Source organism: Bifidobacterium adolescentis ATCC 15703, assembly GCF_000010425.1.
Taxonomy (GTDB): Bacteria; Actinomycetota; Actinomycetes; order Actinomycetales; family Bifidobacteriaceae; genus Bifidobacterium; species Bifidobacterium adolescentis.
On the sequence record NC_008618.1, the window covers coordinates 1,875,882 to 1,898,293 of the forward strand.

Genomic DNA, 22,412 nt, shown 5'->3' on the forward strand with positions numbered 1-22,412 from the left:
CATGCGAGTTCTCGGCAATATCCTGTGGATCATTCTTGGTGGGTTGGCCATCGCAATCGGATGGGCATTGGTGGGACTGATTCTGTGCATCTCCATCATCGGCATCCCGTTCGGCCTTCAAGCGTTCAAGAGGGCGGGACTCACCCTGACGCCGTTTGGCAAAACCGTGCAATACGGCGGCGGAGTCGGCTCTGCCTTGGCCAACATCCTGTGGGTGGTGCTGGTCGGCTGGTGGATGGCGTTCGGCTATCTGGGAGCCGGCGTACTCAACTGCATCTCCATCATCGGTATTCCGTTCGGATTGCAATCGTTCAAGATGGCCAAGCTTGCGCTCTGGCCATTCGGAGCGGAAATCGTCAACCTGTAGATTCCAAATACTACAAAGCCGCCAAAGCAACCCTTGGCGAGGCGGCCACCGACGTCAACAATTGGATTGACCAGCAAGCCGCCAAGGCCGAATAATAAAACACACATTATGCTGCTGCAGCAGCCAGTCCTTGCAGAACAATGTCATGACAAAGGCCCGAGGAGGCGGCGCTGCCGCAGATGTTCCGCTCCCATGGAGAGGATGTGATGCGTCGCGCGATGGCCGTGGTGAACGTAGTGAACCAGACGAGCACGCTCGTTCCCGCCGTGCTCGGCGGCGTGCTGTACGCGGCGGTTCTAGGACGGGATTCCATCACCTTCGCTCTGGACAGCTGAGACATCAAAGCCATGTGTGGATATGCAAACGGCCGCCATCAATCATGGTGATGTTGGCCGTTCACGTCCCATTAAATATACTTTCGCACCGTATCTGGCTTATATACGGCAGATTCGGGAGACTTGGATTCACAGCTGGGTCATTAGGCCAGAACGTACATCCGGCTCTCGCAGCCATTTCCTGACGAAGCCAACTACTTGCAGCACGTTATTTCCCAATCGCCACTTACCGGACCCAATTGCCAGGCTGCGCCGCATCCGCCATGACGCACCGTCGCAAACGCTCCCGTCTGACGCGCTTTACTGGCCTTGTGCGCGGTAGCGGGCTTCGGTGGCGGCTTTGGCGGGTTCCCACCAAGCGCGGTTGTCTATATACCAAGCGATGGTCGCCTGCAAACCGGCTTCGAAATCGGTGCGCACAGGCTTCCAGCCGAGTTCGGTACGCAGCTTGCTGGAGTCAATCGCATAGCGTCGATCATGCCCGGGACGGTCACGCACCCAGTCGAACGCATCTTCGACACACCCCATAAGTCGCAGAATCATACGCATTACGGCAATATTGCTCATTTCGCCATCTGCGCCGATCAGGTATGTTTCACCAATCCGCCCGCGTGTAAGAATCTCCCACACCGCAGAAGAGTGGTCTTCCGTATGGATCCAGTCGCGCACGTTCTCGCCTGTGCCATACAGTTTCGGCCGCGCGCCTTCCAGAATGGATGTGATCTGTCGTGGAATGAATTTTTCCACATGCTGGTATGGCCCGTAATTGTTGGAACAGTTGGAAATGGTGGCGCGCAGGCCGTATGTGCGCGTCCACGCGCGCACCAGATGGTCGGACGCGGCTTTCGACGCGCTGTACGGGCTTGACGGGCGGTACGGCGAGTTTTCGCCGAATCGCGCCGGATCGTCCAACGCCAGGTCTCCGTACACTTCGTCGGTGCTGATGTGGTGGAATCGCACGTCGTATTTACACGCGGCCTCCAACAGCCGCATCGTGCCCTCTACGTTCGTGCGGATGAACGGTTCCGGGTCGAAGATGGAATTGTCGTTATGTGATTCCGCCGCGAAATGCACGATGGCGTCGCAGCCGGGCACAATGCGTTCCAGCAGCGACGCATCGCAGATATCGCCGATGACAAGTTCGACCTGCGATTGCGGCAGCCCGTCGATGTTCGCCGGATTGCCCGCATACGTCAGCTTGTCCAGTACGGTGACGTGCACGTCCGGATGATTGCGCGCCACGTACCGCACGAAATTGGCGCCGATGAACCCGCATCCGCCTGTTACCAGAATATGTTTCGGTTTGAATCCCTGTTCGCTCACTGTTTCAGCAACCGCCTTCCCGATTCCAACATTACGAATGCAAACAAAGGCGCATAAGGAAGGAAATACCTGAATTGCATACCGTCGACTCCGATTAGCCCATCCGCATCGTATTGCAGTCACAAGGCAAGGTAAATCAGTAGGATATCTCCGATACAGACCACCGCGATCAACCATGCGTATGGTAAGGAAAGCACACCGCATGCATTTATAGAACCATTGGCAGTCCTAACCGGATTCTTTCGGCGGCTTTTGACACAAGCATTCACCACACTGGTCACAGCCAACACGACTACGGAAACCACAATTGCCAACCAACACGCGGCAATCATGATGCTGTCCGTCCTGTTATTCATATTCGATTGAGCATGCATTATCGCCCATGCAATGTTCTTCACAGCATCCAACATGGCAACGGGATCCGTCAACAATGCATGCTTGCGCTCGCTCATTTGTTTGTACGAAACCAGCATCGGACAATTCGTATACCAAGCATTGACGCCCAACCAGAATATGGTCCATATACCAGACGCAACCACGCCTATCAACAATGGCACAGCCCGACCACGATTCACACGCCAGCGACCGGAAACTCGATCAAACATCAACGGAATAACCAGCAAAACCAATGGCATGTACACAAACTTGCACATTGCCAATAGCACGCTCGTTACCGCAAGCGCCACTGCTCCACGTTGTGATCGTTTACCAATAATTCCCCGGAACAGCAAACAGGAGAACAGAATCATCACAGCTTGTGTCAGCGAATCCGCAGAAATAGCGAATGAGTAACGAAACACCATCAAAGGAAAGCATAAAAGTATTCCAACTGGGATACGCCATCGCGGCAATGCGCGTACTGCACCATACATGAACAACACATAAATGATCAACATGCACGCTTCTGCCAAGCGGTATGTCATTCCAGAACTGAAATTAAAAACTCGTCCGATTCTGAAGCCCAGTAATTGTGGAGCATATACGACCGGAGAATTTGTTGCCGTGTTGTTAAAAGGCAGGTCAACCGTTGTCGATGATCCATTGTCAGCAACGGATTCCGCAATCACAATTCCTGGATCATATCCGTCATACTGATCTAAGGAATACTGCATCCAACTGCGATCGACCGCGCCACCGACTACCCCTGTCTCAGTATTATGCAGCATACTTCTCGAAGTGACTGGCCGTGCGATTACATCCCCGTTAAGTATGGAGTCAATTCGATAAACATGCGTCCAAATATCCGGCACATGGCCAGGCTTGGTAACAGCCATGAAAAACATGCCCTCAAGCAGCACACACAACGCCACCAACACTGGCATGCATCGAAAAAGCTTCTTTCCCTTCATACCGCCACTATCGCATAACTATTTGACTGCGCTTAAGAACATGCCTTGGTTTCATTCATCATTCAGATACCCACCAGCTACCATCAAGACACCTACTCGTCCAGACACACTGGCTAATATATAGCTCGGTTTTACATGCTCATAAACCCCCGTTTACACAAGGGGTTATTTGCCGTGAAGGAAGCGACGATGCCTTATATCCAGTCTGCCGTTCATGCCTTCGAGCCTTCATACGTCAGGCATTCCAAACAATCGTTTATAGGCGGAACTTACCGGACACTGGCTGACGAGAGCATGATAGACACCCCCTCTTGTTTCGATGTGCGCCACCGCGCGGAACTGTACACGCATAAAGCCCCTCTTCATGCGGAACCCGCGCACCGAAGCATCTACATACCGGAAACGGAAGCGTCCGTCGCACCATGTGATACGGATATTCTTGCGATTACGGACGAGCAGTATATTTCCTCTTTTGCTGCAGAGGCGCAAGTTAATGGCAATCACGCATTACAGGCAATGCCGCGCACTCTTCAAACGGTTCGGACGGCCCTGACGACTGCCGGGCATAGCTTGAAACGAATTGGCCAGACTATTGCCAGTGCGGCTCACGCCACCGCACGCGTCACACGTACCGCTGCGACCACGGTGCGTAACGCATGGCGCACCTTCACGAGTTTCAAAGCCGTCCAGCTTATCATCAAGTTCTTCCGGGGTGCGCATGCCTTGTGGAAGAAACGCATGAAGTTCTCTTATGCGTTCTATACCGCAGTGTTCTTCCTGCTCACTTCAGCCGAAGTCATTTTCCTGCAATGGGGCATGTACTCCGAACCGAAATATAGTAAAGGAAGTAAAATTTCCGAAACCGCGAAGATTCTTCAAAGTGTATCCGGGAAAACAACCCAATTCATCTGTCAAATGTGGCTTGAGAATAGATATAACTTCTTATTCAACCTATTTGCTCTCACCATCATCTATCTTGCTTTCATCTTCATCACGAATCGTTTCTGGATTGCCACTGCTCTTTTCGGAGTCTTATTCACCGCCTACGGTGTAGCCAACCATATAAAAATGCAATTACGAAACGAGCCAATCATTCCTGCCGATCTGACTTTTGTCGCAGGCGGAAACTCAGATAAACTCCTTTCCTTCATTCCAAAAGAAAATCAACAATTCGTAAATTCCTCAATCAGTGTTGTTATATGGCTCGCTTGCCTCTGCGCACTTTTCTTTATCATTGACGGTAGAAGACAATTCATTCCTTGTTCATGGAGACATCCATTCTCAAATCCAGGAATCCTCATTGGCTCGTTGACACGCATTTTCGCAGCTATAACCTGTATCGGTATCGTTTGTTCTTATTCATTTAATCTCAGCGTCCCAGGTTCTTGGGCTTACTCTTTTGCCGGCAATCTCGGATACACGCCTTCGTTATTTGACGCAACTCTCGATGCCAAAACCAATGGTCCTGCCACCACTTTTCTAAGTCTCACCAAAACAAAAGTAATGGATAAACCGGAAAACTATAATCGCAAAACGATGGATAAAATAGCCCAAAAATATGATTCGATGGCCCATTCCATCAATGCTAACCGGAAATACAACATCACGGACAGCACCGTTATTATGATTCTGTCCGAAACGTTCTCCAACCCAACACGAGTACCGAACATTAGCTTCTCAACAGATCCCATTCCAAACATTCACCAGATTGAAGAAAATACCACTTCTGGACTCATGCTTTCTTCCGGATACGGCGGAGGAACCGCTAATATGGAATATCAGGCACTTACCGGCCTGAACCTCACTAATTTTGACGATTCTCTCATAATTCCATTCCAACAGCTTGTGCCGAATCAAAAAGCCCCTTATGCTTTCAACCAAATCTGGAACACCCGCTATGGCACGTCCGGTTCGGACGCAGTGCATCCGTATTACCAAAACATGTACTTGCGGGATACCGACTATCGTAAATTCGGATTTGCTCACCTACGCACACTTGATAGCAAGCCAAAAATCACGCACAAGCAAACCTCTGATTACAATCCGTACGTTACCGATGAAGCGGCTTATCAAAACGTGTTGGACCTTGTGAATAACGAGACGCATCCACAATTCCTGCAATTATCAACTATGCAAAACCATATGCCCTACACCGGTTGGTACCCAGATAATGAATTTACCGAGGCGGATTCATCAGTCGATATTTCAACAGAAGAGCACCAAAATCTCGAGACATATGTCAAAGGGCTCAGCCTCACCGATCAGGCTACAGCATCTTTTCTAAACCAGCTAAACTTGATCGACAAACCAGTCACTGTTATTTTCTACGGAGATCATCTTCCTAGCATTTACTCAACAGCCGAACAAGACCCTAAGAATTCATCCGTCCTGCATGAAACCGATTATTTCATATGGTCTAACAGCGCTTCTCCATCAAACGGAACAAAACTCGCAGATACAGATGCTGCTTATATATCCCCAAATTACTTTATGGCGCTTGCCGCTTCTCATATGAACGCTAAAGTATCCCCCTATCTCGCTTTGCTAACCATGTTGCACAACAATCTTCCGGCTTCGAGCCGAGTAGCATTCGCCACAGGCGGAGTCAGCTCTGGAGATGAAACAAATCTCGACCAAGTAGGTAATCAAATCTCCAAGAAAGCCTTATCGAAAGAGGCAAAACAATTGTTGCTCGATTACAGGCTCGTTCAATATGATATGACCGCAGGCAAAGGGTACCTAGCCGATACGAACTTCACCAAAATAAAGTAAACTCTATTGTCAAGAGACGTACAATCTTTCGATGCCACATTACATCAAGGAAACAAGGACAGGACATGGCTACTTCAAGACCTTTGGTTTCAATAATCGTCCCCGTATACAATTCGGAACGATACCTGCCATATTGTGTGGAATCGATTTTGAATCAGTCTTATACCAATCTTGAAATAATTCTCGTGGATGATGGATCAAAAGACACCTCTCCACGTATTTGCGACGACTATGCGGAGAAAGATTCTCGCGTTATTGTTATTCACCAGAAGAACGGGGGCATCGCCAAAGCCCAAAACACCGGATTGGATGCAGCTCACGGTGAATATATTGCATTCGCCGACAACGATGACATCCTGGACAGCCGAAATATTGAATTGTTGCTGCACGCAATTCTAAATACCGGAGCTGATATGAGCAAGGGAAGATGGCAGCAATTCGGCGTCTCCCAACTAGCAGAAATCAAAGCACGCGCCGCCCAAGGATCTGCTGCGCCGGACAAAACAACTTCCTTTAAAAATCCTCTGCACGCATATCAAACCGTGTTCTGCAAGAGTCTACGTATTTTGGGAAATCTGCTTGGCAAGAACTCTGAAGCTCTCTATTTCAACGAGGCAAACTGGTGTCGTCTGTACAAACGCGAATTGTGGGACGGGCTCCGTTTCGATCTGGGACATTATGCCCAAGATATTCGCATGGCGGCCCCTCTTTACTCCAGAATGAAGCTGGTGACCGACATAGATTCCGTGCTCTACTACTGGCTGCAAGAACCAGATTCCGTAACTCACTCTAAACGCACACCAAATTTCTGGCATGATAATGTAACCGCCGCCGCAAAAAATTTCCAAGCCACTCTTGATCAGGGCATTGTCCCTTGCCGTAACTATTTCGGTCTAGTGGCGAGTGTCAAAGACGAAGAAAAAGTGCTACGTAACTCCAGTAATGAAGTTACCGATGCAGATTGGCAAAATCTGCAGGATGACTTGACATTATCGAGTCAGCTTATTCTTAAGCTGACTCCACTGCAAAGGCTCCATTGCTATATTTTGTTTATAATTCGACATTATGAAAACAAAATATATGATCGCAAAATTCATGACATGAAGTAAAGTCATGTGCATACGGAAAGCAAATGCTCATCCGTATCACTTTGCTGGAATAAAGACCTTTAAAAGGCGATAAGGGCTATACAAAAAAGCATGCAAAAACATGCACACCTTGAAAGGTGGCAACAATAGTGCCGCATTTTTCGATTCTGGTACCTGCATATAATGTAGCAGACTATATTTCAGACTGCCTTGAAAGCGTCATATCTCAAACCTTCACTGATTTCGAAGTTATAGTCGTAGATGACGGAAGTACTGATCAAACTGCTGAGATAGTTCAAAATCTGCAAAGCAAAGACGCCCGAATCCGTCTAATCCGACTCACGCATAACTCAGGACGCCATGTCGCGAGGAAAACAGCAGTTGACTCATCCACTGGTACATACACGCTGTTCCTTGATGCAGATGATGCAATTGAACCTCATCTGTTGGAGCTACTTGATTTCGTATCCAAAAAACATGATGCAGATATGATCAGGTATGGTCTGTCAGTTATTCCAGGAACCGACCAAGACAAGAAATGGGCATTCGACTATGAAGCAATGTTTAACAGTGCTGACGGAGAGCTCCATGGAGACGATATCTTAAAAGCATCTTTCTCCTTCGATTTCAAGCAATGGGTTTCATGGAACATTCATACAACCATGTATCGCTCCGATATTGTTAAGTCCAGTTTTAAGGAAATGCCAGCAGAACGTCTTAACAAACTTGAAGATGCTTACGAATATCTCGTTTTATGTTCACGTGCAAGAACGCTATATCCAATAACCGAGCTACGTGGACTTCAATATCACATCGGAAGGGGCATCTCTGGAAGGGCACGATATTCCATCGATAAATTCATGCAAGATCAACGTTCTGTACATGATGTCGTTCTCGCCGCTCAACGATTTAGCAACACACAGCATGTTCCAGCAATTCAAACGGCGACCAATTGGCTGAGCACACGTGCCGTCTCAATTATTCAAGATGATTTCCAAGAAAGACTGGCACCTGAAGAATGCGAATCCGCATTACAAAGCATCGCCCAAACCTGGAATAAAGAAACAGCCTGTCAAATTCTTTGCAATTGCCTTGAATCACGCGTCTGGTGGTTTTGCAACATGAACAGCTATCCCGCAGACAACGATCCCGTCATTTACTGGAAAATCGCTTTCTCCCATATGATGGATTCCGTTTCTTTCAAGGATGTTTTTATCTCTAATAAAGAGTTACAGAAGCAAGCAGCACATATTTATGAAGCGCTCTCCGAACTCGATCGTCGAATCGCTGAGAAAAACCAAGAAAATTCTGCACGAGAAGAGGCATATAAGCAAGCCATCATAGACGAAAACAAGCAAGCCATCATAGAAGAATATAAGCAGACGACATTACCTTACCGCATAACCAATGCCTTGCTTCCAAATGAAACACGTAGACGGAGAATTTTCAACCACCTCATTAACAAGCAGAATAATCAATAATTGTTTGTGTTAATGATGGCCCAGGGGTAACGTCACTGGACCATCATTAACACAAACATACATACAATTAATTAAAAGACAAATATGTATTGTCTTTATTTACGCTTCCTTATTATCATCGCTTTCTCATTCAGCAGTGCATAATCTTCATGATCTGGGTTGTTAATAGAAAACACGCACCCATTAGCCTCATTCGTAAAAGCAACCATTTTGGTTTCTGAGTCTGCCGAGTCGCCATCATCAACACGCACACTGGCATACAGGCGGTATACCCCACTATTAAGCATGTCAATCGGCATCTCCAGTGCAAATCGATGTTTTCCACTACTTGTCTGCACAAGAGTGCGTGAACCGGAATCATAGACGATGCCTCCGCGTTTCAGATCCAACAAGTTCACAGCAACATAATGCGTCCCAGAATCCTTATACTCGTATACCACATCAAATTGGAACGGATGTTTTCCATCAGTTGATAAATCAGACTTCGGGACTATTTTCAATTCTGGAACAGTGGCGTTTAATCCTATCGCATATTCACCATTTTGCTTCTTTTTCTCTGGCAAAGGTTCATTGCCTTTGAGATTGTCCAATGTATATTGATCCGCAACTTGGTTTTTGTCACCACTAACGACAATTTCTCCGTCACGGATGAGAATGGCTTTATTACAATACTTTTTTACTGCATCCATGCTATGAGTCACGAGAATAACAGTTTTATTCGGGTCTGCCTGGACCTTCTTGAAAAATGCATCACATTTACGTTGAAACGCCTCGTCTCCAACTGCAAGTACTTCATCTAGAACAAGAATGTCACCTTGCGCTTTGATTGCAACGGAAAAAGCAAGTCGAACCTGCATACCTGAAGAATAGTTCTTCAGTTTCTGATCCATGAACTCTTCAAGCTCAGCAAATTCGACAATATCGTCATACATGGCGTCTATCTCCGAATGACTGAACCCCAGGAGAGCACCATTAAGATAGACATTCTCTCGACCAGTCAGTTCCGGGTTAAAACCAACACCCAATTCAATGAAAGGAACTAGCTTTCCATAGACATCTACACTACCTTGGTCTGGAACGTAAATCTGTGAAATAATCTTTAGTAATGTGGATTTACCGGAACCGTTACGTCCTACCACACCGAAGAAATCACCGCGATGGACCTCGAAATCAATATCACGAAGAACTTTCTGCTCTGTATATCCTTTGATCCCCTTGGTCCAATTCAGAAAAGCCATTTTCAAACCAGTCGCTTGCTCCGTCGGCAAGCGAAATGACTTAGCTACATGACTGACTTTTAATACTACTGGGGAGTCTTGCATCTTTTTATTTTCCCTCACCGTTTACAGCACCTCCGCAAATTTAGCGCTGTACCTACGAAACACCTGAATTCCTAATACAAAAATCACAATTGAAAGTACATATGGCAACGCACACAGCAAGGGATTGCCAACATACGTCCAGACTGTTGGAATATATTCTGGAGACAAAAGATTATGCCGGATATCCATAATTACTTGAGTACTAGGTACAAGTAACAGAAACTTCGAAGCCCAAGCAAAATCAGGAGCCCTTTGCGCAATCATAGTAATCGGATAGATAATAGGTGTCGCATAGAATAAAGCCTGCGTAATCACATCCCAGATATGCGCTACATCTCGAAAATACACATACAAGCTTCCCAGTAATAATGTCACTCCAAGCGTCAACAAATAAAATTGCATAATGTTAAGAGGAAGCAACAGAACCCTCCACGTATAATGCGCATGTGCAAAAAAACCAAAGCAAATAACCACAACAAGGTTGATACCCAAAGAAATCAACGCGCCCATAGCAGTAGAGGCAACAATAATGTAATTTGGAAAATGCACTTTACGAAGCAAATCGCCACGATCTACTATGCCACGCATTCCCATGCTGGTAGCTTCAGTGAAAAAAGACCACAAACACGTACCGCACAACAATGAAATCGGGAATGTAGGTGTTCCATCTGTAAATTTCAGGAACCTCACAAAAACTACATACATAACCGCGAACAACATCAACGGTTTAAGAACGGACCACGCCATTCCTAGAACCGATCCTTGGTAACGAAGCTGAAAATCGGTCTTCACAAGCTCTTTAAAGACAACCATGGAATAACGGTATCGTTTTCTAAAGCGTTCTAAGACATTCTCCATAAAAAGAATATATTAGCAGGAGCCCCAAATCCTATCGAGGGTATGAAGTCATCTCCAGAATATTCTCATACATCACCTATCAGCGCTATACTTTCTATGTTTGAGAGTCTTATAGAAAATAAGGATTATTGGAATGTTACTCACCCAATCTTCAATCAACCGACTCGGCATCTTCTTCTTCTATGATTCCGATGGAGTTGTGGATGACTATGTCCCTACCCTGCTAGCTGGATTCAAACCTCATTTCTCCGAAATGACCATCGTCTGCAACGGAAAACTCAACGAGGCAGGGCAATCAATTTTGTCCAGGTATACCGACAACCTCATCATTCGTCCCAATACAGGTTTCGATGTTTGGGCATATAAAACCGCCCTTGATTCCTATGGATGGGAAAAACTTGAGCAATTCGACGAGATCGTTCTTTTTAATGCAACGATTATGGGACCCGTCTATCCGTTCGCCGAGATGTTCGAAACAATGAATAAGCGCGATCTTGATTTCTGGGGCATCACTAAATTCCATAAAGTTCCACAAGATCCATTCGGGCGTAGCCCGTTCGGATATCTTCCCGAGCACATTCAATCTCATTTCCACGCTTATCGAAGAAGCCTTGTGCAGAGTAAAGAGTTCCAGGATTACTGGAACAATATGCCGCAGATTAACAGCTATTATGATTCCGTTGGAATGCATGAATCGTTATTCACTAAGCGCTTCGCTGATTTGGGATTCAAGTGGGACGTTTATGTCAATACCGATGATTTAGAAGGATTCACTTATGGTCCGATTACTTTTGCGGCCAAAACTCTTATCAAGGAAAAGCGCTGTCCCATCTTCAAGAGGCGATCGTTCTTCCATGATTACATGGATACGTTAAACCAATCAGCCGGCAACGCAGCTTTGGATTTATTCGAATATCTGCGAGACCACACCGATTACGATGTCAATCTAATCTGGCAAAACGCATTACGCACGATGAATCTCGCGGATCTCGTCAAAAACCTGCATCTCGATTTCGTGATGCCGTCAAATATCACTACGCCGATTCCTGAAGGTAAGCGTATAGCGCTGATTATGCATTTGTACTACATGGATTTGCTCGATAAAACGCTGGAATATGCAAAATCCATGCCGGAAGGCTGTGACTTCATCTTCACCGTCGGGTCCGAAGAAAACGCAAAGCTGGTACGGGAACGTTGTAAAGGACTGCCTTATAACGTCGATGTTCGTGTCATCCAGAACCGTGGACGAGATGTAAGCGCATTGCTAATCGGCGCCGGTAAAGATTGCCTGAAATATGACTATGTGTGCTTCGCTCACGATAAGAAAGTGACACAGCTTTCTCCATACAGCATTGGAGATGGCTTTGCCTACAAATGTTTCGAGAATATCTTAGGCAGCAAGGCATTGGTGAGCAATATTATCAATCACTTCGAGCAGGATCCGCATGCCGGTTTACTTGCACCAACATCGCCGAATCACGCCGACTATTTCGGTAATTTCGCAAGCCTATGGGGTCCGAATTTCGAAGGCACCAAAAAAATGCTTGAAGAGACTTTAGGCGTTAAAGTACCTTTGAATCCATACAAGGAACCAATCGCACCTTTGGGCACTATGTTCTGGTTCCGTCCAAAAGCATTGCACCAACTGTTCGATATTGATTGGAAATACGAGGATTTCCCGCCTGAACCAAACAAAATCGATGGATCCATGTTGCATTTCATCGAACGAGCTTACGGATACCTGCCTCAAGCCAATGGATATTACACAGGTTTCGTATATTCCGATCATTTCGCTCGCATTGAGCTTACCAACCTGTCATTTGATGTACAGACACTTGCGGGTAGTACGGCACCTTATCTCGACACTACACTGCGGGGAACCTGTCTGAATGTTGCGCGTGGATTCACATTGCGAGCCGCTATTTTGCTGTGGTTCAAGCGAACACTGGTGGGCACTCCGTTTGCATATCATTTAGGCGCTAGGGTTATGAAGCTGTACCGTCATATCCGTCATCCGAAGACGTATAAAGAGAGGTATGGGAACAGTAACGCCCATTTGAAGAAGGATCGTGCATGACAGACAACGTTCCTTTTACTAAACCTACTATGCCCGATACGACGAAGCAAAAAGGTAAACGTCCACGACTTTTTTATCTAGATCTAGTCCGTGCAATTGCCGCGATTCTCATCGTTATCACGCATTTCAATAACCCATACATGATCGGGCACCCTGTATTCGCTTACGAACCATTTGGTATCTATATCGGTGGCTTAGGCGTTTCCCTGTTCCTGATTATTTCCGGCGCCGCCTTGATGTATACATACGGCGAGTCCGAAAAATTAAACTACAGGCATTTTTACTACAAGCGTTTTATTGGAATCTATCCAATGTTTTGGATTGCTTTCATTATCGCTAATGCCTATCTTTTTTTGCGTAACGGTGGACATGTATTCGCGAACGCTCCAAAATGGACGTTAATTTTCTCCGTGCTCGGCATTGACGGGTTGGTGGCCAATACTTCACTTCCAACGTTCTATACACTTGGCGAATGGTTCTTGGGATTCATCCTCATTTTCTATGTGGTATTTCCATTATTGAGGTACGGAGTAAAAAAACATCCCCTCATCACTGGATCTGTCGCTATTGCATTGTATGCCTTGACGCTTTATTTTCATCCAATGCCCCTTGGACTACCATCCGATTTATTGCTTACAATGAGGTTGCCTGAATTACTGTTTGGCATGTATTTCATTCAGTACATCAGAAAAATACCAACCTATGCAGCCGCAGCAGCTTTATTATTCCTTGTTGTACAAGAAATTCATCCACTGTTTAGCGGATCCTTTGCCGTGACCATTGTAGGAATTTGTGCATTTGCAGTTATAGTCTATACTGCAAAATGGCTTGATGTACAACCTATTCGGATACCAGTAAATTCTGTATCAAAATATTCGTATCCTATTTTCTTAGTCCACCATGTTTTGATTTCACAGGTATTCACAATTATTAACTGTACTGCCTTGTCACGCTTTGACGGTTATCTACTATTTTTTGTAGATTTTATGATAATCATGACATTGTCAATTGCTTTATACAGACTCGAAAAAAAGACCATCAGCTACATACAATCAATGTTTTAAAAGTTATATAAGTGCCCAGAGGTATCCCCTCCTCGGGCACTTATTTTAAGCATCTTTCTCATGTAAACTGAACATTTGTAACTTTCAAGGCCACTGCCCCCCCCTGGTCAGGATTCGAGCATGGATTGTCCATGCCGCTGCCTCATGTTGAATTCGCCGGCGTCAATCCATATCGTGTTGTGCACGGTGCGGCTAAGGATGGCGCCACCGCCTAAATGGCAGCACATCATTCCTCGACGGCCAGATGGGTTGGGAGCATGGTACCGACCGCCTTGTCATCCGATTTCGTTTCCATATCAAGCTGAGGTTGATTATCAAAGCGAAGTATCGCCTTGGCTTGATACGTAATAATCGTCAAGAAGTGCGATTGGCCTCCTTTGGTAATAACGCTGGCCTCGAAACGAGCAAATATTCATGTAAGCCAATCTTATATTGACGATATATCCATATTGCTAGCAAAGGGAGTACATAGTACATCTGTAAGGAATACCGAAAAGCAGCAACTGGTGAAAAAGCAAGCAAGGAAATCAAGATACAAAGCAACGGCAAAGACATGATTACAAATTTACGCAAACATCTCATACGATATGCGATTATGCATCCTACAACAAATAGCCATAATGGTAAAGCTCTGTCAAAGAAGATCAGATTAAATGAATCTGAGATTACAGGGATTCCCATACTTTCAATTTTGTTATAAAGTTTCGAAGGCACCGAACGCATATACGTATAATGCCCCTTAAATTGATTAAGGTACTCGTCACTACATTTATTCCCCATCTTTTGGCATGTAGAACGCGTATAAATATCGTGATCCATGAAGTCAGTATCAATAAATTGGGTGGAAGGCGTACTAGTTATCTGCCAATACGGCTTCATAAGATCCAAATAGGCCGATACATATTCTCCAAAATTATTAATTCCTGTTTCAGCCCAAAATTTAATAAAATCTGAAGATAATTCAACCTGTTTTTTCCCTGGAGCATAATTGAATTTCACAGGATCTGCATCAAATGGCAGATACGACTCCACCCATACCTCTTTATCATGAATAGACTGAAAATATTTATCAGCCTCTTTGGAAATTTTACCTCCATCATGATATACGCGAGCAACCTGTTGAACCGGCACAGACATCAGCTCTTGAGATGGCGAAGGCTCTGCCTTAAGAACATGCGAAAAAAGAAAAGAGGACATCCCAGTCAGGACAAGAAGACATGCTGCAATAGCACCAATACGCTTACGCTGTTTTTTATAAATACAAAAAAGAACCGTAATAACTACGATTGCAATTAATACTGCATTCTTACGCAACTCATATTCGCAATATAATAACAGTCCAAAGCCAAGACAGAAAGAAAAACGCTCAAACGATTTACCGACGGTCGTCATAACCTCAACAATCTGCACCGTCAAAGGTAATAAGAGAATCGCAAAAACAACATCAGAACTATATAACAGATTATATAAAACATACGTCGGGCATAAGGCAAAACAAAGCAGGGCAATTCGGTAGCCTTTTCTTCCATAAAAACCAAGTTCTTTCATCTTGCATAAGGAATACATCACTGCAACAGTGAAAATACCAATTTGGACTAAACCATATACCCCAAAAGACCTTGTCATATATATGAAAGGAAACGCTAAGTACCCCCATAATAACGAGTGCCACTCTGAAGGACTTCCCGAAGCAATATCTGCAATCGTATTTTGATGATCAGCTTGAATATATCCTGGATAAGTCATACCCCAAACAATAAGAGAGGGAAGAGCTAGGACAAGCATATCCATGCTAAGCCGTAACCATCTTTTTTTAATATCCGAATGCGTCAAGCCAACTTCTACAGCGCCCACGAAAAGCCCCCTACCTTTTTTGCATTCGATAATCTCGCGTTACATAATTCGTATCCATAATGAAACGTCTACGACTATTTTTAGCAAGCGTATCCTGAATGAAACCCAACACAATGCATAGCAGACCAATGACAATAAGCATGACCGCCCCGATTAGAGTCGGAAAACGTTGAACCTGCCCAGTACGGAAGAAATCAAATACCACCGAACCGGTAAGTACGAATCCAATTATTCCAACTAGTAAACCTAATCCACCAAAAAAAGGCAACGGTTTATATTCCCTAATCAACCTGAATATAGTGGAAAGGACTTTAAAACCGTCACCAAACGTATTCAGCTTACTAACTGACCCATCTGGACGATCCCGGTATTGCACAGGTAATTCATATAACCGAATATTATTATCAAGGCTATGAATCGTCATCTCGGTTTCGACCTCAAAGCCCTTAGATAAAACAGGATAGGTCTTTACAAAAGAGTATGAAAAAGCCCTATAGCCAGTCATAACGTCAGTAACGTTAGCGGAAAACAGTGAATTAATCACTCCGCGTACTGTTCGATTTCCAAAATTATGGAATGGCCTTTTATTTTCTTGAAAATATGTTGAGCTTAATCGATCCCCAATAACCATATCGTAGCCTTCAAGGACCTTCTCCACCATGTGTGAAGCAGCTTCTGCCGGATATGTATCATCCCCGTCTGTCATGACATATACATCTGCATCAATGTCCTCAAACATTGCACGGATGACATTGCCTTTGCCTTGCCTAGGTTCTCTACGAACTTGTGCGCCAGCTTGACATGCTATCTCAGCGGTCCTATCCGTCGAGTTATTGTCATATACGTAAATATCGGCTTTCGGCAGTGCTTTCCGAAAATCACGAACGACTTTTCCGATAGTAACTTCTTCGTTGTAGCACGGAATCAACACTGCAATCGAAGGTTCTTCATTTTGAATAAGCATTTTGGGAATTGCCCTGTTCCATTCACCTTCAGTTTTTCATTATTTTATTAATTTTAGAAGCATCGCCCCACACGCCCGGCGAATCGTATGGACGATCAGGGAACGCGCCATAGTCGAGCTTAATATTGAGATCATTCTCCTTGATATAGCGCTCGACGCGTTCAGCCAATGTCATCGGTTCACCAGTGCAGCAATTAATGACGCCATCAACCGCATCCTGCGAAACAACTGCACTAATCTGACGCGCAAGCTCATCTACATCGATGAAATCATACTTATTTTTACCTGTAGTGAATGGGAAAGTCGCTTTGCCATCATTCGCTGCCTGTAGCAGCTTTGAGAAAATAGAGTTACCGTGAGCATCGTCGCCAACAATGTAATAAGCACGAATCCATTGCGCAGTTGCATCATATTCCTTGGCAAGCATTAAAGTCGCCTCACGCAACGCATTCTTAGCGATTCCATACATAGAAGCAGGATGGCACGGAGTGTTTTCATCAATCGCGCCTTCCCAATAACCAACTTCATGCATGGTTCCCATAACAGCGATTTGCTTGAGCCCAGAGTCAAGCATGTGCTTCAGGAAGCGATAATGATTGGACAAATCACCCATATGGTTATCCGAATTATGCTTAAAGCCATCACGCCAAGCCATGTGCAGGCATACATCAGGAGCCCCTAGCTCCTCAAATAAATTATCATTTGGCTCAAAAATATTTGCTTGTACTTTTGTGGCGCGTTCATCGACACCATCAAGCCGTAAATCCGAAGCAATGACGTCCTGTCCAGCATCAAGCAATGCGCTCACGACATGACGTCCAATATATCCGCCAGCACCAGTTACCAAAATTTTCTTAGCCATATTTACAAAGTCTACCAGCAGGCTCCCCGCAGGAAACAAGCGATTGAATGTCTAGCCCAATTTTCACGTTTTTTAGAAAAACTCGTACGCGCAAGCGGCTAATATTGCATATATGGCTGAAGAGACGTTTACTCCCAAGAACATTATTGTGACCGGTGGCTGCGGTTTCATCGGATCGAATTTCGTGCATTACGTAGTGAACAACCATCCGGACGTGCATGTCACCGTTTTGGACAAGCTCACGTACGCGGGCAATCCGGAGAACATCGCGGGCCTGCCCGAGGACCGTGTGGAGCTCGTGGTGGGCGACATCTGCGACGCGGACCTGCTCGACAAAATCGTGCCGGGGCATGACGCGATCGTGCATTACGCGGCCGAGTCGCACAACGACAATTCCATCGCAAATCCGGAACCGTTCCTGAAGACCAACGTGGAGGGCACGTTCCGCCTGCTCGAGGCAGTCCGCAAGTACGGCATCCGCTACCACCACGTGAGCACGGACGAGGTGTACGGCGACCTCGCCCTGGACGATCCGGCGAAGTTCACGGAGCATACCCCATACCATCCGTCCAGCCCGTATTCGTCCACGAAGGCGGCGTCGGACATGCTGGTGCGCGCGTGGACGCGCACGTACGGCATCCGCGCCACGATCTCGAACTGCTCGAACAACTACGGTCCCTTCCAGCATGTGGAGAAGTTCATCCCGCGCCAGATCACGAACATCCTGGACGGGCAACGTCCGAAGCTGTACGGCAAGGGCGAGAACGTGCGCGACTGGATCCACACCGAGGACCACAGCTCGGGCGTGTGGACGATCCTCACCAAGGGCCGCATCGGCGAGACGTACCTGATCGGCGCCAACGGCGAGAAGAACAACATCACCGTATTGCGCATGATCCTGAAGATGATGGGACAGCCGGAGGACGCGTTCGACTGGGTCAAGGACCGTCCGGGCCACGACCGCCGCTACGCGATCGACTCGACCAAACTGCGCACCGAATTGGGCTGGACGCCGAGGCACACCGACTTCGAATCGGGTCTCGCGCAGACGATCGAATGGTACACGCAGAACCGCGCGTGGTGGGAACCGGCCAAGGCCGCGACCGAGGCACGTTACAAGCAGCAGGGCCAGTGAGGGGATGGATTTCATGGATTTCGAAAAGGACCTGAGGGCCGTGGAGACGAACATTCCCGGACTGGTCGTGTTCGACCTGCCGGTGCATGGCGACAACCGCGGCTGGTTCAAGGAGAACTGGCAGCGCGCGAAGCAGACAAAACTGGGCCTGCCCGATTTCGGGCCGGTGCAGAACAACATCAGCTACAACGCGAAGAAGGGCGTGACGCGTGGCATCCACGCGGAGCCGTGGGACAAATACATCAGCATCGCGGCCGGCAGCGTGTTCGGCGCGTGGGTGGACCTGCGTCCGGGCGAGAGCTTCGGCCAGGTGTACACGACGGTTTTGGATCCGTCGAAGGCGATTTACGTGCCGCGTGGCGTGGGCAACAGCTTCCAAGCGTTGGAGGACGGTACCGTGTACACGTACCTCGTGAACGCGCACTGGAGCCTGGAGCAGAAGAAGACGTACACGTTCGTGAACCTCGCCGACCCGGACCTGCATATCGACTGGCCGATCCCGCTGGAGGACTCCGAACGATCCGAGGCGGACCTGCACCATCCCATGCTGAAGGATGCGAAGCCGATGGCCCCAAAAAAGACTTTGGTGCTTGGCAGCAAAGGCAAATTGGGACGTGCAATTCGTGAATACGCTGAAAGCCATTCATTGGAGAATTTCGAATATCACGATGCCGATACCTTTGATATCTCGGACACCGCCTCTTATGAGAATATCGATTGGGATTTATATGGCACCATTATCAATGCGGCAGCCTATACTTCCGTCGATGGGGCAGAAACGCCTGAAGGTCGCAAAGCTGCTTGGACTATAAACGTTCGCGGTGTTAGGAACCTTGCGAAGATTGCCACAGAACACAGAATCACTTTGGTGCATATTTCCAGTGACTATGTATTTGATGGCACTCTCCAATTCCACAAGGAAGATGAGAATTTCGCGCCACTAAGCGTTTATGGCCAAACTAAAGCCGCTGGCGATGCATTAGTAGAGAACGTTCCCCAGCATTATCTGATTCGTTCTAGCTGGATTATTGGAGAAGGTCGTAATTTCGTAACCCGAATGCTGGATCTTGCTCAATCTGGAGCTACGGCAGAAGCTCCGAACGATCAGTTCGGTCGACTGACTTTTACGGATGACATGGCTGGAGCAATTTTCCATCTTCTGAATAGCAACGCCCCTTACGGCACCTATAACATGACAGGCTCGGGACGTGTCGTGAGCTGGTTTGATCTTGCTCAAATTATTTTTGCTGCAGCAAATGCCGACAATTCAAAGATTATTGCAAATTCCGTCGAAGAATATGCCAAGGAGAATAACGCAGCTTTGCGTCCGCATAATTGTTCGCTTGATTTGAGCAAAATCGAAGATGCCGGTTATCAGCCCGCCGACTGGGAGACATCTCTTCATGACTATCTTGCAAAGGAACTCAACAAATGAAAGGCATCATTTTAGCAGGAGGATCTGGTACACGTCTGTATCCTCTGACTACGGTTACTTCTAAGCAGCTGTTGCCGGTCTATGATAAACCGATGATTTATTATCCGTTGAGCGTGCTGATGATGGCCGGTATCCGAGATATCCTCATCATTAGTACGCCACAGGATTTGCCCAACTTTGAACGTCTTCTTGGTGACGGCAGCCAATATGGCGTGAATTTCAGCTATAAGGTACAGCCGTCACCTGATGGTCTTGCTCAAGCCTTTATTATCGGTGAAGAGTTTATCAATAACGAACCGTGTGCGCTCGTTCTTGGGGATAATATCTTCTATGGCAATGGATTAGGCAAGACCTTACGCCGTGCAGCATCAGTTGAACACGGAGCCACTGTATTCGGTTATTACGTTGACGATCCGGAACGTTATGGTGTCGTTGAATTTGATGACAATCACAGGGCCGTCTCAATCGTAGAAAAACCGAAGCATCCAGCTTCCAACTATGCTGTCACTGGTCTTTATTTTTACGACGCTCGTGTCACCGAGTTTGCTAAACAAGTCAAACCAAGTGCGCGTGGCGAATTGGAGATTACAGACCTAAATAAAATGTATCTCGAAGACGGCAGTCTGCGTGTTCAGACATTGGGTCGTGGTTATGCTTGGCTTGATACAGGTACTATGGATTCTTTATATGAAGCTGGAGAATTCGTGCGTACAGTGCAGCGCGCACAAGGTTTGCCGATTGCCGTCGCCGAAGAAATTGCATTCGAAAACGGATGGATTACAACAGATCAACTTATGGATGCAGCCATTAAATATGGTAAATCTCCGTATGGCAAACACCTCAAAGATGTTGCGGATCATAAGATTATTTCGCAACCTGATGATGATCCATTGAAATAATAAAATGCATGTATGAGTGGGGTCCAATTGGAAAATTGGACCCCACTCATATTTTAAAAAATTACAGAGATATCGGCTTTTTTACCTTTACTTTTGTCTCTTGTTCTCACTGGCAACCATGCTCCAGAGTTTATCGAACCAAGCACCACGATGCCGATTAATCGTCATATCAAAAAGCAGCCCCCTTAATAAATCAAGGGCGCTTGCAACCACACATACAATAATAATACAAAGAATAGCTTGTGCTATTGCATATTTTGAATCATAAAAATCAGATAATACAATCCATTTAGACCACAGTTGTTCACGAATAAAAGGCTGCTCAGTAGCAAGATATACACCAAAAGAAGAAGTAGCAATCATATTGATTACGCTACTATGGAATGTCGCTCTCCGAAGTAATTCAAACAGACCAAAACTAATCATCAAAATCGGAATAGACCATTCTTTTTCAACTGGCCAAAGAAAATCCATAAGGAGACTTGAATTATCGGGGATTAACATTGGAAGAGCTATATTCCATATCAAAATAACCAATGTTCCTAAAACAACCAAAATTGCAGCATAATTAGCCTTAATTTCTTTCATATACCATTTGTAATATGAAATAAGCACAAAGACGTATTCAAATCCCACTACGCTAAGGCCATTATCTAAGTTAGAACCTGGAATTAGAGCCAGCGCTCCCCATAAGACAAATAACACCACACAGCATTTTTTATGATTCTCTTTTCCTAAATATCTAAGGCATGGAAGAACAAATGGAAGCAAAACCAAAAAAATAGCATAACTACTTACATACCACCATTCATTTCGAGTTAGTGGAAAGAACATATTCAACCAACTGAACCACCAGTCATTCACAGTTCTAGGCTCAGAGGAAGGAAGGGCCAATTGACAGCACATACCTACGATATTCCAGAAGAATAGTTCTCTCCAAAGAAGCCAAATTTTACGGATAGCACCTTGTAAAGTCACTCCTTTATCCGCAAGAAACCAAACTGAAATAAACAAAAAAAGAGCGATACCGATTTTTCCCGGAGCAAGATACAGCATCTGGAAAAATAGTCTTTTTACGCAAAAGGGCTCATTAAATAAATCAAACGTAGAATGACAAAGCAAATGATGCGAGACAATAAGAACCACTGCAACGATTCTCAATAACTCAATTCCAGATTCTCTTGATTTACCTCGTTTACTCATTTCTTCTCTCTTAAAACCCATCCC

18 protein-coding genes and 1 pseudogene are annotated in these 22,412 nt (G+C 45.9%); 10 read left to right on the forward strand and 9 right to left on the reverse strand.

The window, feature by feature from the left end:
• Position 1: 1 nt before the first annotated feature.
• Together BAD_RS07840 and BAD_RS09080 are read left to right on the forward strand one after the other, a co-directional pair.
• Positions 2-367: a YccF domain-containing protein gene (locus BAD_RS07840; protein WP_041777428.1), complete on the forward strand. Its 366-nt coding sequence runs from the start codon at positions 2-4 to the stop codon at positions 365-367.
• A 161-nt stretch (positions 368-528) separates the two neighbouring features.
• Positions 529-663: pseudogene (locus BAD_RS09080) on the forward strand (MFS transporter); the annotation flags it as partial.
• Between the two features lie 339 nt (positions 664-1,002).
• Here BAD_RS09080 and rfbB (BAD_RS07845) read toward each other — a convergent pair.
• The gene (gene rfbB / locus BAD_RS07845) at positions 1,003-2,025 is read right to left on the reverse strand and encodes a dTDP-glucose 4,6-dehydratase (protein ID WP_011743778.1); all 1,023 of its coding nucleotides are present in this window, start codon (positions 2,023-2,025) and stop codon (positions 1,003-1,005) included.
• Positions 2,026-2,144: 119 nt separating this feature from the next.
• The gene (locus BAD_RS07850; protein ID WP_080505107.1) at positions 2,145-3,374 is read right to left on the reverse strand and encodes a DUF2142 domain-containing protein; all 1,230 of its coding nucleotides are present in this window, start codon (positions 3,372-3,374) and stop codon (positions 2,145-2,147) included.
• 189 nt (positions 3,375-3,563) lie between these two features.
• Here BAD_RS07850 and BAD_RS07855 point away from each other — a divergent pair, with 189 nt between their 5' ends.
• The 3 genes from BAD_RS07855 (at position 3,564) to BAD_RS07865 (ending at position 8,715) form a co-directional block, all read left to right on the forward strand.
• A complete protein-coding gene (locus BAD_RS07855) occupies positions 3,564-6,146 on the forward strand; it encodes an LTA synthase family protein (RefSeq protein ID WP_080505108.1) in 2,583 nt (860 codons plus the stop codon).
• A gap of 65 nt (positions 6,147-6,211) precedes the next feature.
• Positions 6,212-7,255, forward strand: coding sequence for a glycosyltransferase family 2 protein (locus BAD_RS07860; RefSeq protein ID WP_011743781.1), 1,044 nt, complete (start codon positions 6,212-6,214; stop codon positions 7,253-7,255).
• A 116-nt stretch (positions 7,256-7,371) separates the two neighbouring features.
• Positions 7,372-8,715 (forward strand): glycosyltransferase family 2 protein, encoded by a 1,344-nt coding sequence (locus BAD_RS07865; RefSeq protein ID WP_011743782.1) that lies wholly within the window; start codon positions 7,372-7,374, stop codon positions 8,713-8,715.
• A 95-nt stretch (positions 8,716-8,810) separates the two neighbouring features.
• On the opposite strand, the gene BAD_RS07870 is transcribed toward BAD_RS07865, so the two are convergent.
• Positions 8,811-10,037 carry an ABC transporter ATP-binding protein gene (locus tag BAD_RS07870; protein ID WP_011743783.1) on the reverse strand — a complete coding sequence of 409 codons (1,227 nt, stop codon included), beginning with the start codon at positions 10,035-10,037 and terminating at the stop codon, positions 8,811-8,813.
• Between the two features lie 21 nt (positions 10,038-10,058).
• Positions 10,059-10,895, reverse strand: a complete 837-nt coding sequence (locus BAD_RS07875; RefSeq protein ID WP_011743784.1) for an ABC transporter permease — start codon at positions 10,893-10,895, stop codon at positions 10,059-10,061.
• A 133-nt stretch (positions 10,896-11,028) separates the two neighbouring features.
• Here BAD_RS07875 and BAD_RS07880 point away from each other — a divergent pair, with 133 nt between their 5' ends.
• Both BAD_RS07880 and BAD_RS07885 read left to right on the forward strand, forming a co-directional pair.
• Positions 11,029-12,972, forward strand: a complete 1,944-nt coding sequence (locus tag BAD_RS07880) for a rhamnan synthesis F family protein (protein ID WP_011743785.1) — start codon at positions 11,029-11,031, stop codon at positions 12,970-12,972.
• On the forward strand, positions 12,969-14,036 hold the full coding sequence (locus BAD_RS07885; protein WP_011743786.1) for an acyltransferase family protein: 1,068 nt from the start codon (positions 12,969-12,971) through the stop codon (positions 14,034-14,036). Before BAD_RS07880 ends, BAD_RS07885 begins: the two co-directional genes overlap by 4 nt.
• 226 nt (positions 14,037-14,262) lie before the next feature.
• On the opposite strand, the gene BAD_RS09405 is transcribed toward BAD_RS07885, so the two are convergent.
• The 4 genes from BAD_RS09405 to BAD_RS07895 are packed head-to-tail and all read right to left on the reverse strand — an operon-like array spanning position 14,263 to position 17,716.
• Entirely contained in the window at positions 14,263-14,394 is a 132-nt protein-coding gene (locus tag BAD_RS09405) for a hypothetical protein (RefSeq protein ID WP_256584531.1), read from the reverse strand.
• Positions 14,391-15,890 (reverse strand): DUF6020 family protein, encoded by a 1,500-nt coding sequence (locus BAD_RS09090; RefSeq protein WP_144036385.1) that lies wholly within the window; start codon positions 15,888-15,890, stop codon positions 14,391-14,393. Before BAD_RS09090 ends, BAD_RS09405 begins: the two co-directional genes overlap by 4 nt.
• 10 nt (positions 15,891-15,900) lie before the next feature.
• Complete coding sequence (locus BAD_RS07890; RefSeq protein WP_011743788.1) at positions 15,901-16,854, reverse strand: glycosyltransferase family 2 protein; 954 nt, start codon at positions 16,852-16,854, stop codon at positions 15,901-15,903.
• A gap of 28 nt (positions 16,855-16,882) precedes the next feature.
• Positions 16,883-17,716, reverse strand: a complete 834-nt coding sequence (locus tag BAD_RS07895; RefSeq protein WP_041777553.1) for an NAD-dependent epimerase/dehydratase family protein — start codon at positions 17,714-17,716, stop codon at positions 16,883-16,885.
• A gap of 112 nt (positions 17,717-17,828) precedes the next feature.
• Here BAD_RS07895 and rfbB (BAD_RS07900) point away from each other — a divergent pair, with 112 nt between their 5' ends.
• From rfbB (BAD_RS07900) to rfbA, 3 genes are read left to right on the forward strand one after another with little or no spacing between them, the layout of a single operon-like run.
• The gene (gene rfbB, locus BAD_RS07900) at positions 17,829-18,851 is read left to right on the forward strand and encodes a dTDP-glucose 4,6-dehydratase (RefSeq protein ID WP_011743790.1); all 1,023 of its coding nucleotides are present in this window, start codon (positions 17,829-17,831) and stop codon (positions 18,849-18,851) included.
• Between the two features lie 13 nt (positions 18,852-18,864).
• Positions 18,865-20,286, forward strand: a complete 1,422-nt coding sequence (locus BAD_RS07905) for a sugar nucleotide-binding protein (RefSeq protein WP_041777554.1) — start codon at positions 18,865-18,867, stop codon at positions 20,284-20,286.
• Positions 20,283-21,185, forward strand: a complete 903-nt coding sequence (gene rfbA / locus BAD_RS07910) for a glucose-1-phosphate thymidylyltransferase RfbA (protein ID WP_011743792.1) — start codon at positions 20,283-20,285, stop codon at positions 21,183-21,185. The genes BAD_RS07905 and rfbA overlap by 4 nt, the downstream gene beginning before the upstream one ends.
• Before the next feature lie 87 nt (positions 21,186-21,272).
• Here the strand turns inward: rfbA and BAD_RS08945 are convergent, their stop codons facing one another.
• On the reverse strand, positions 21,273-22,409 hold the full coding sequence (locus BAD_RS08945) for an acyltransferase family protein (RefSeq protein WP_167524186.1): 1,137 nt from the start codon (positions 22,407-22,409) through the stop codon (positions 21,273-21,275).
• Positions 22,410-22,412: the final 3 nt, after the last annotated feature.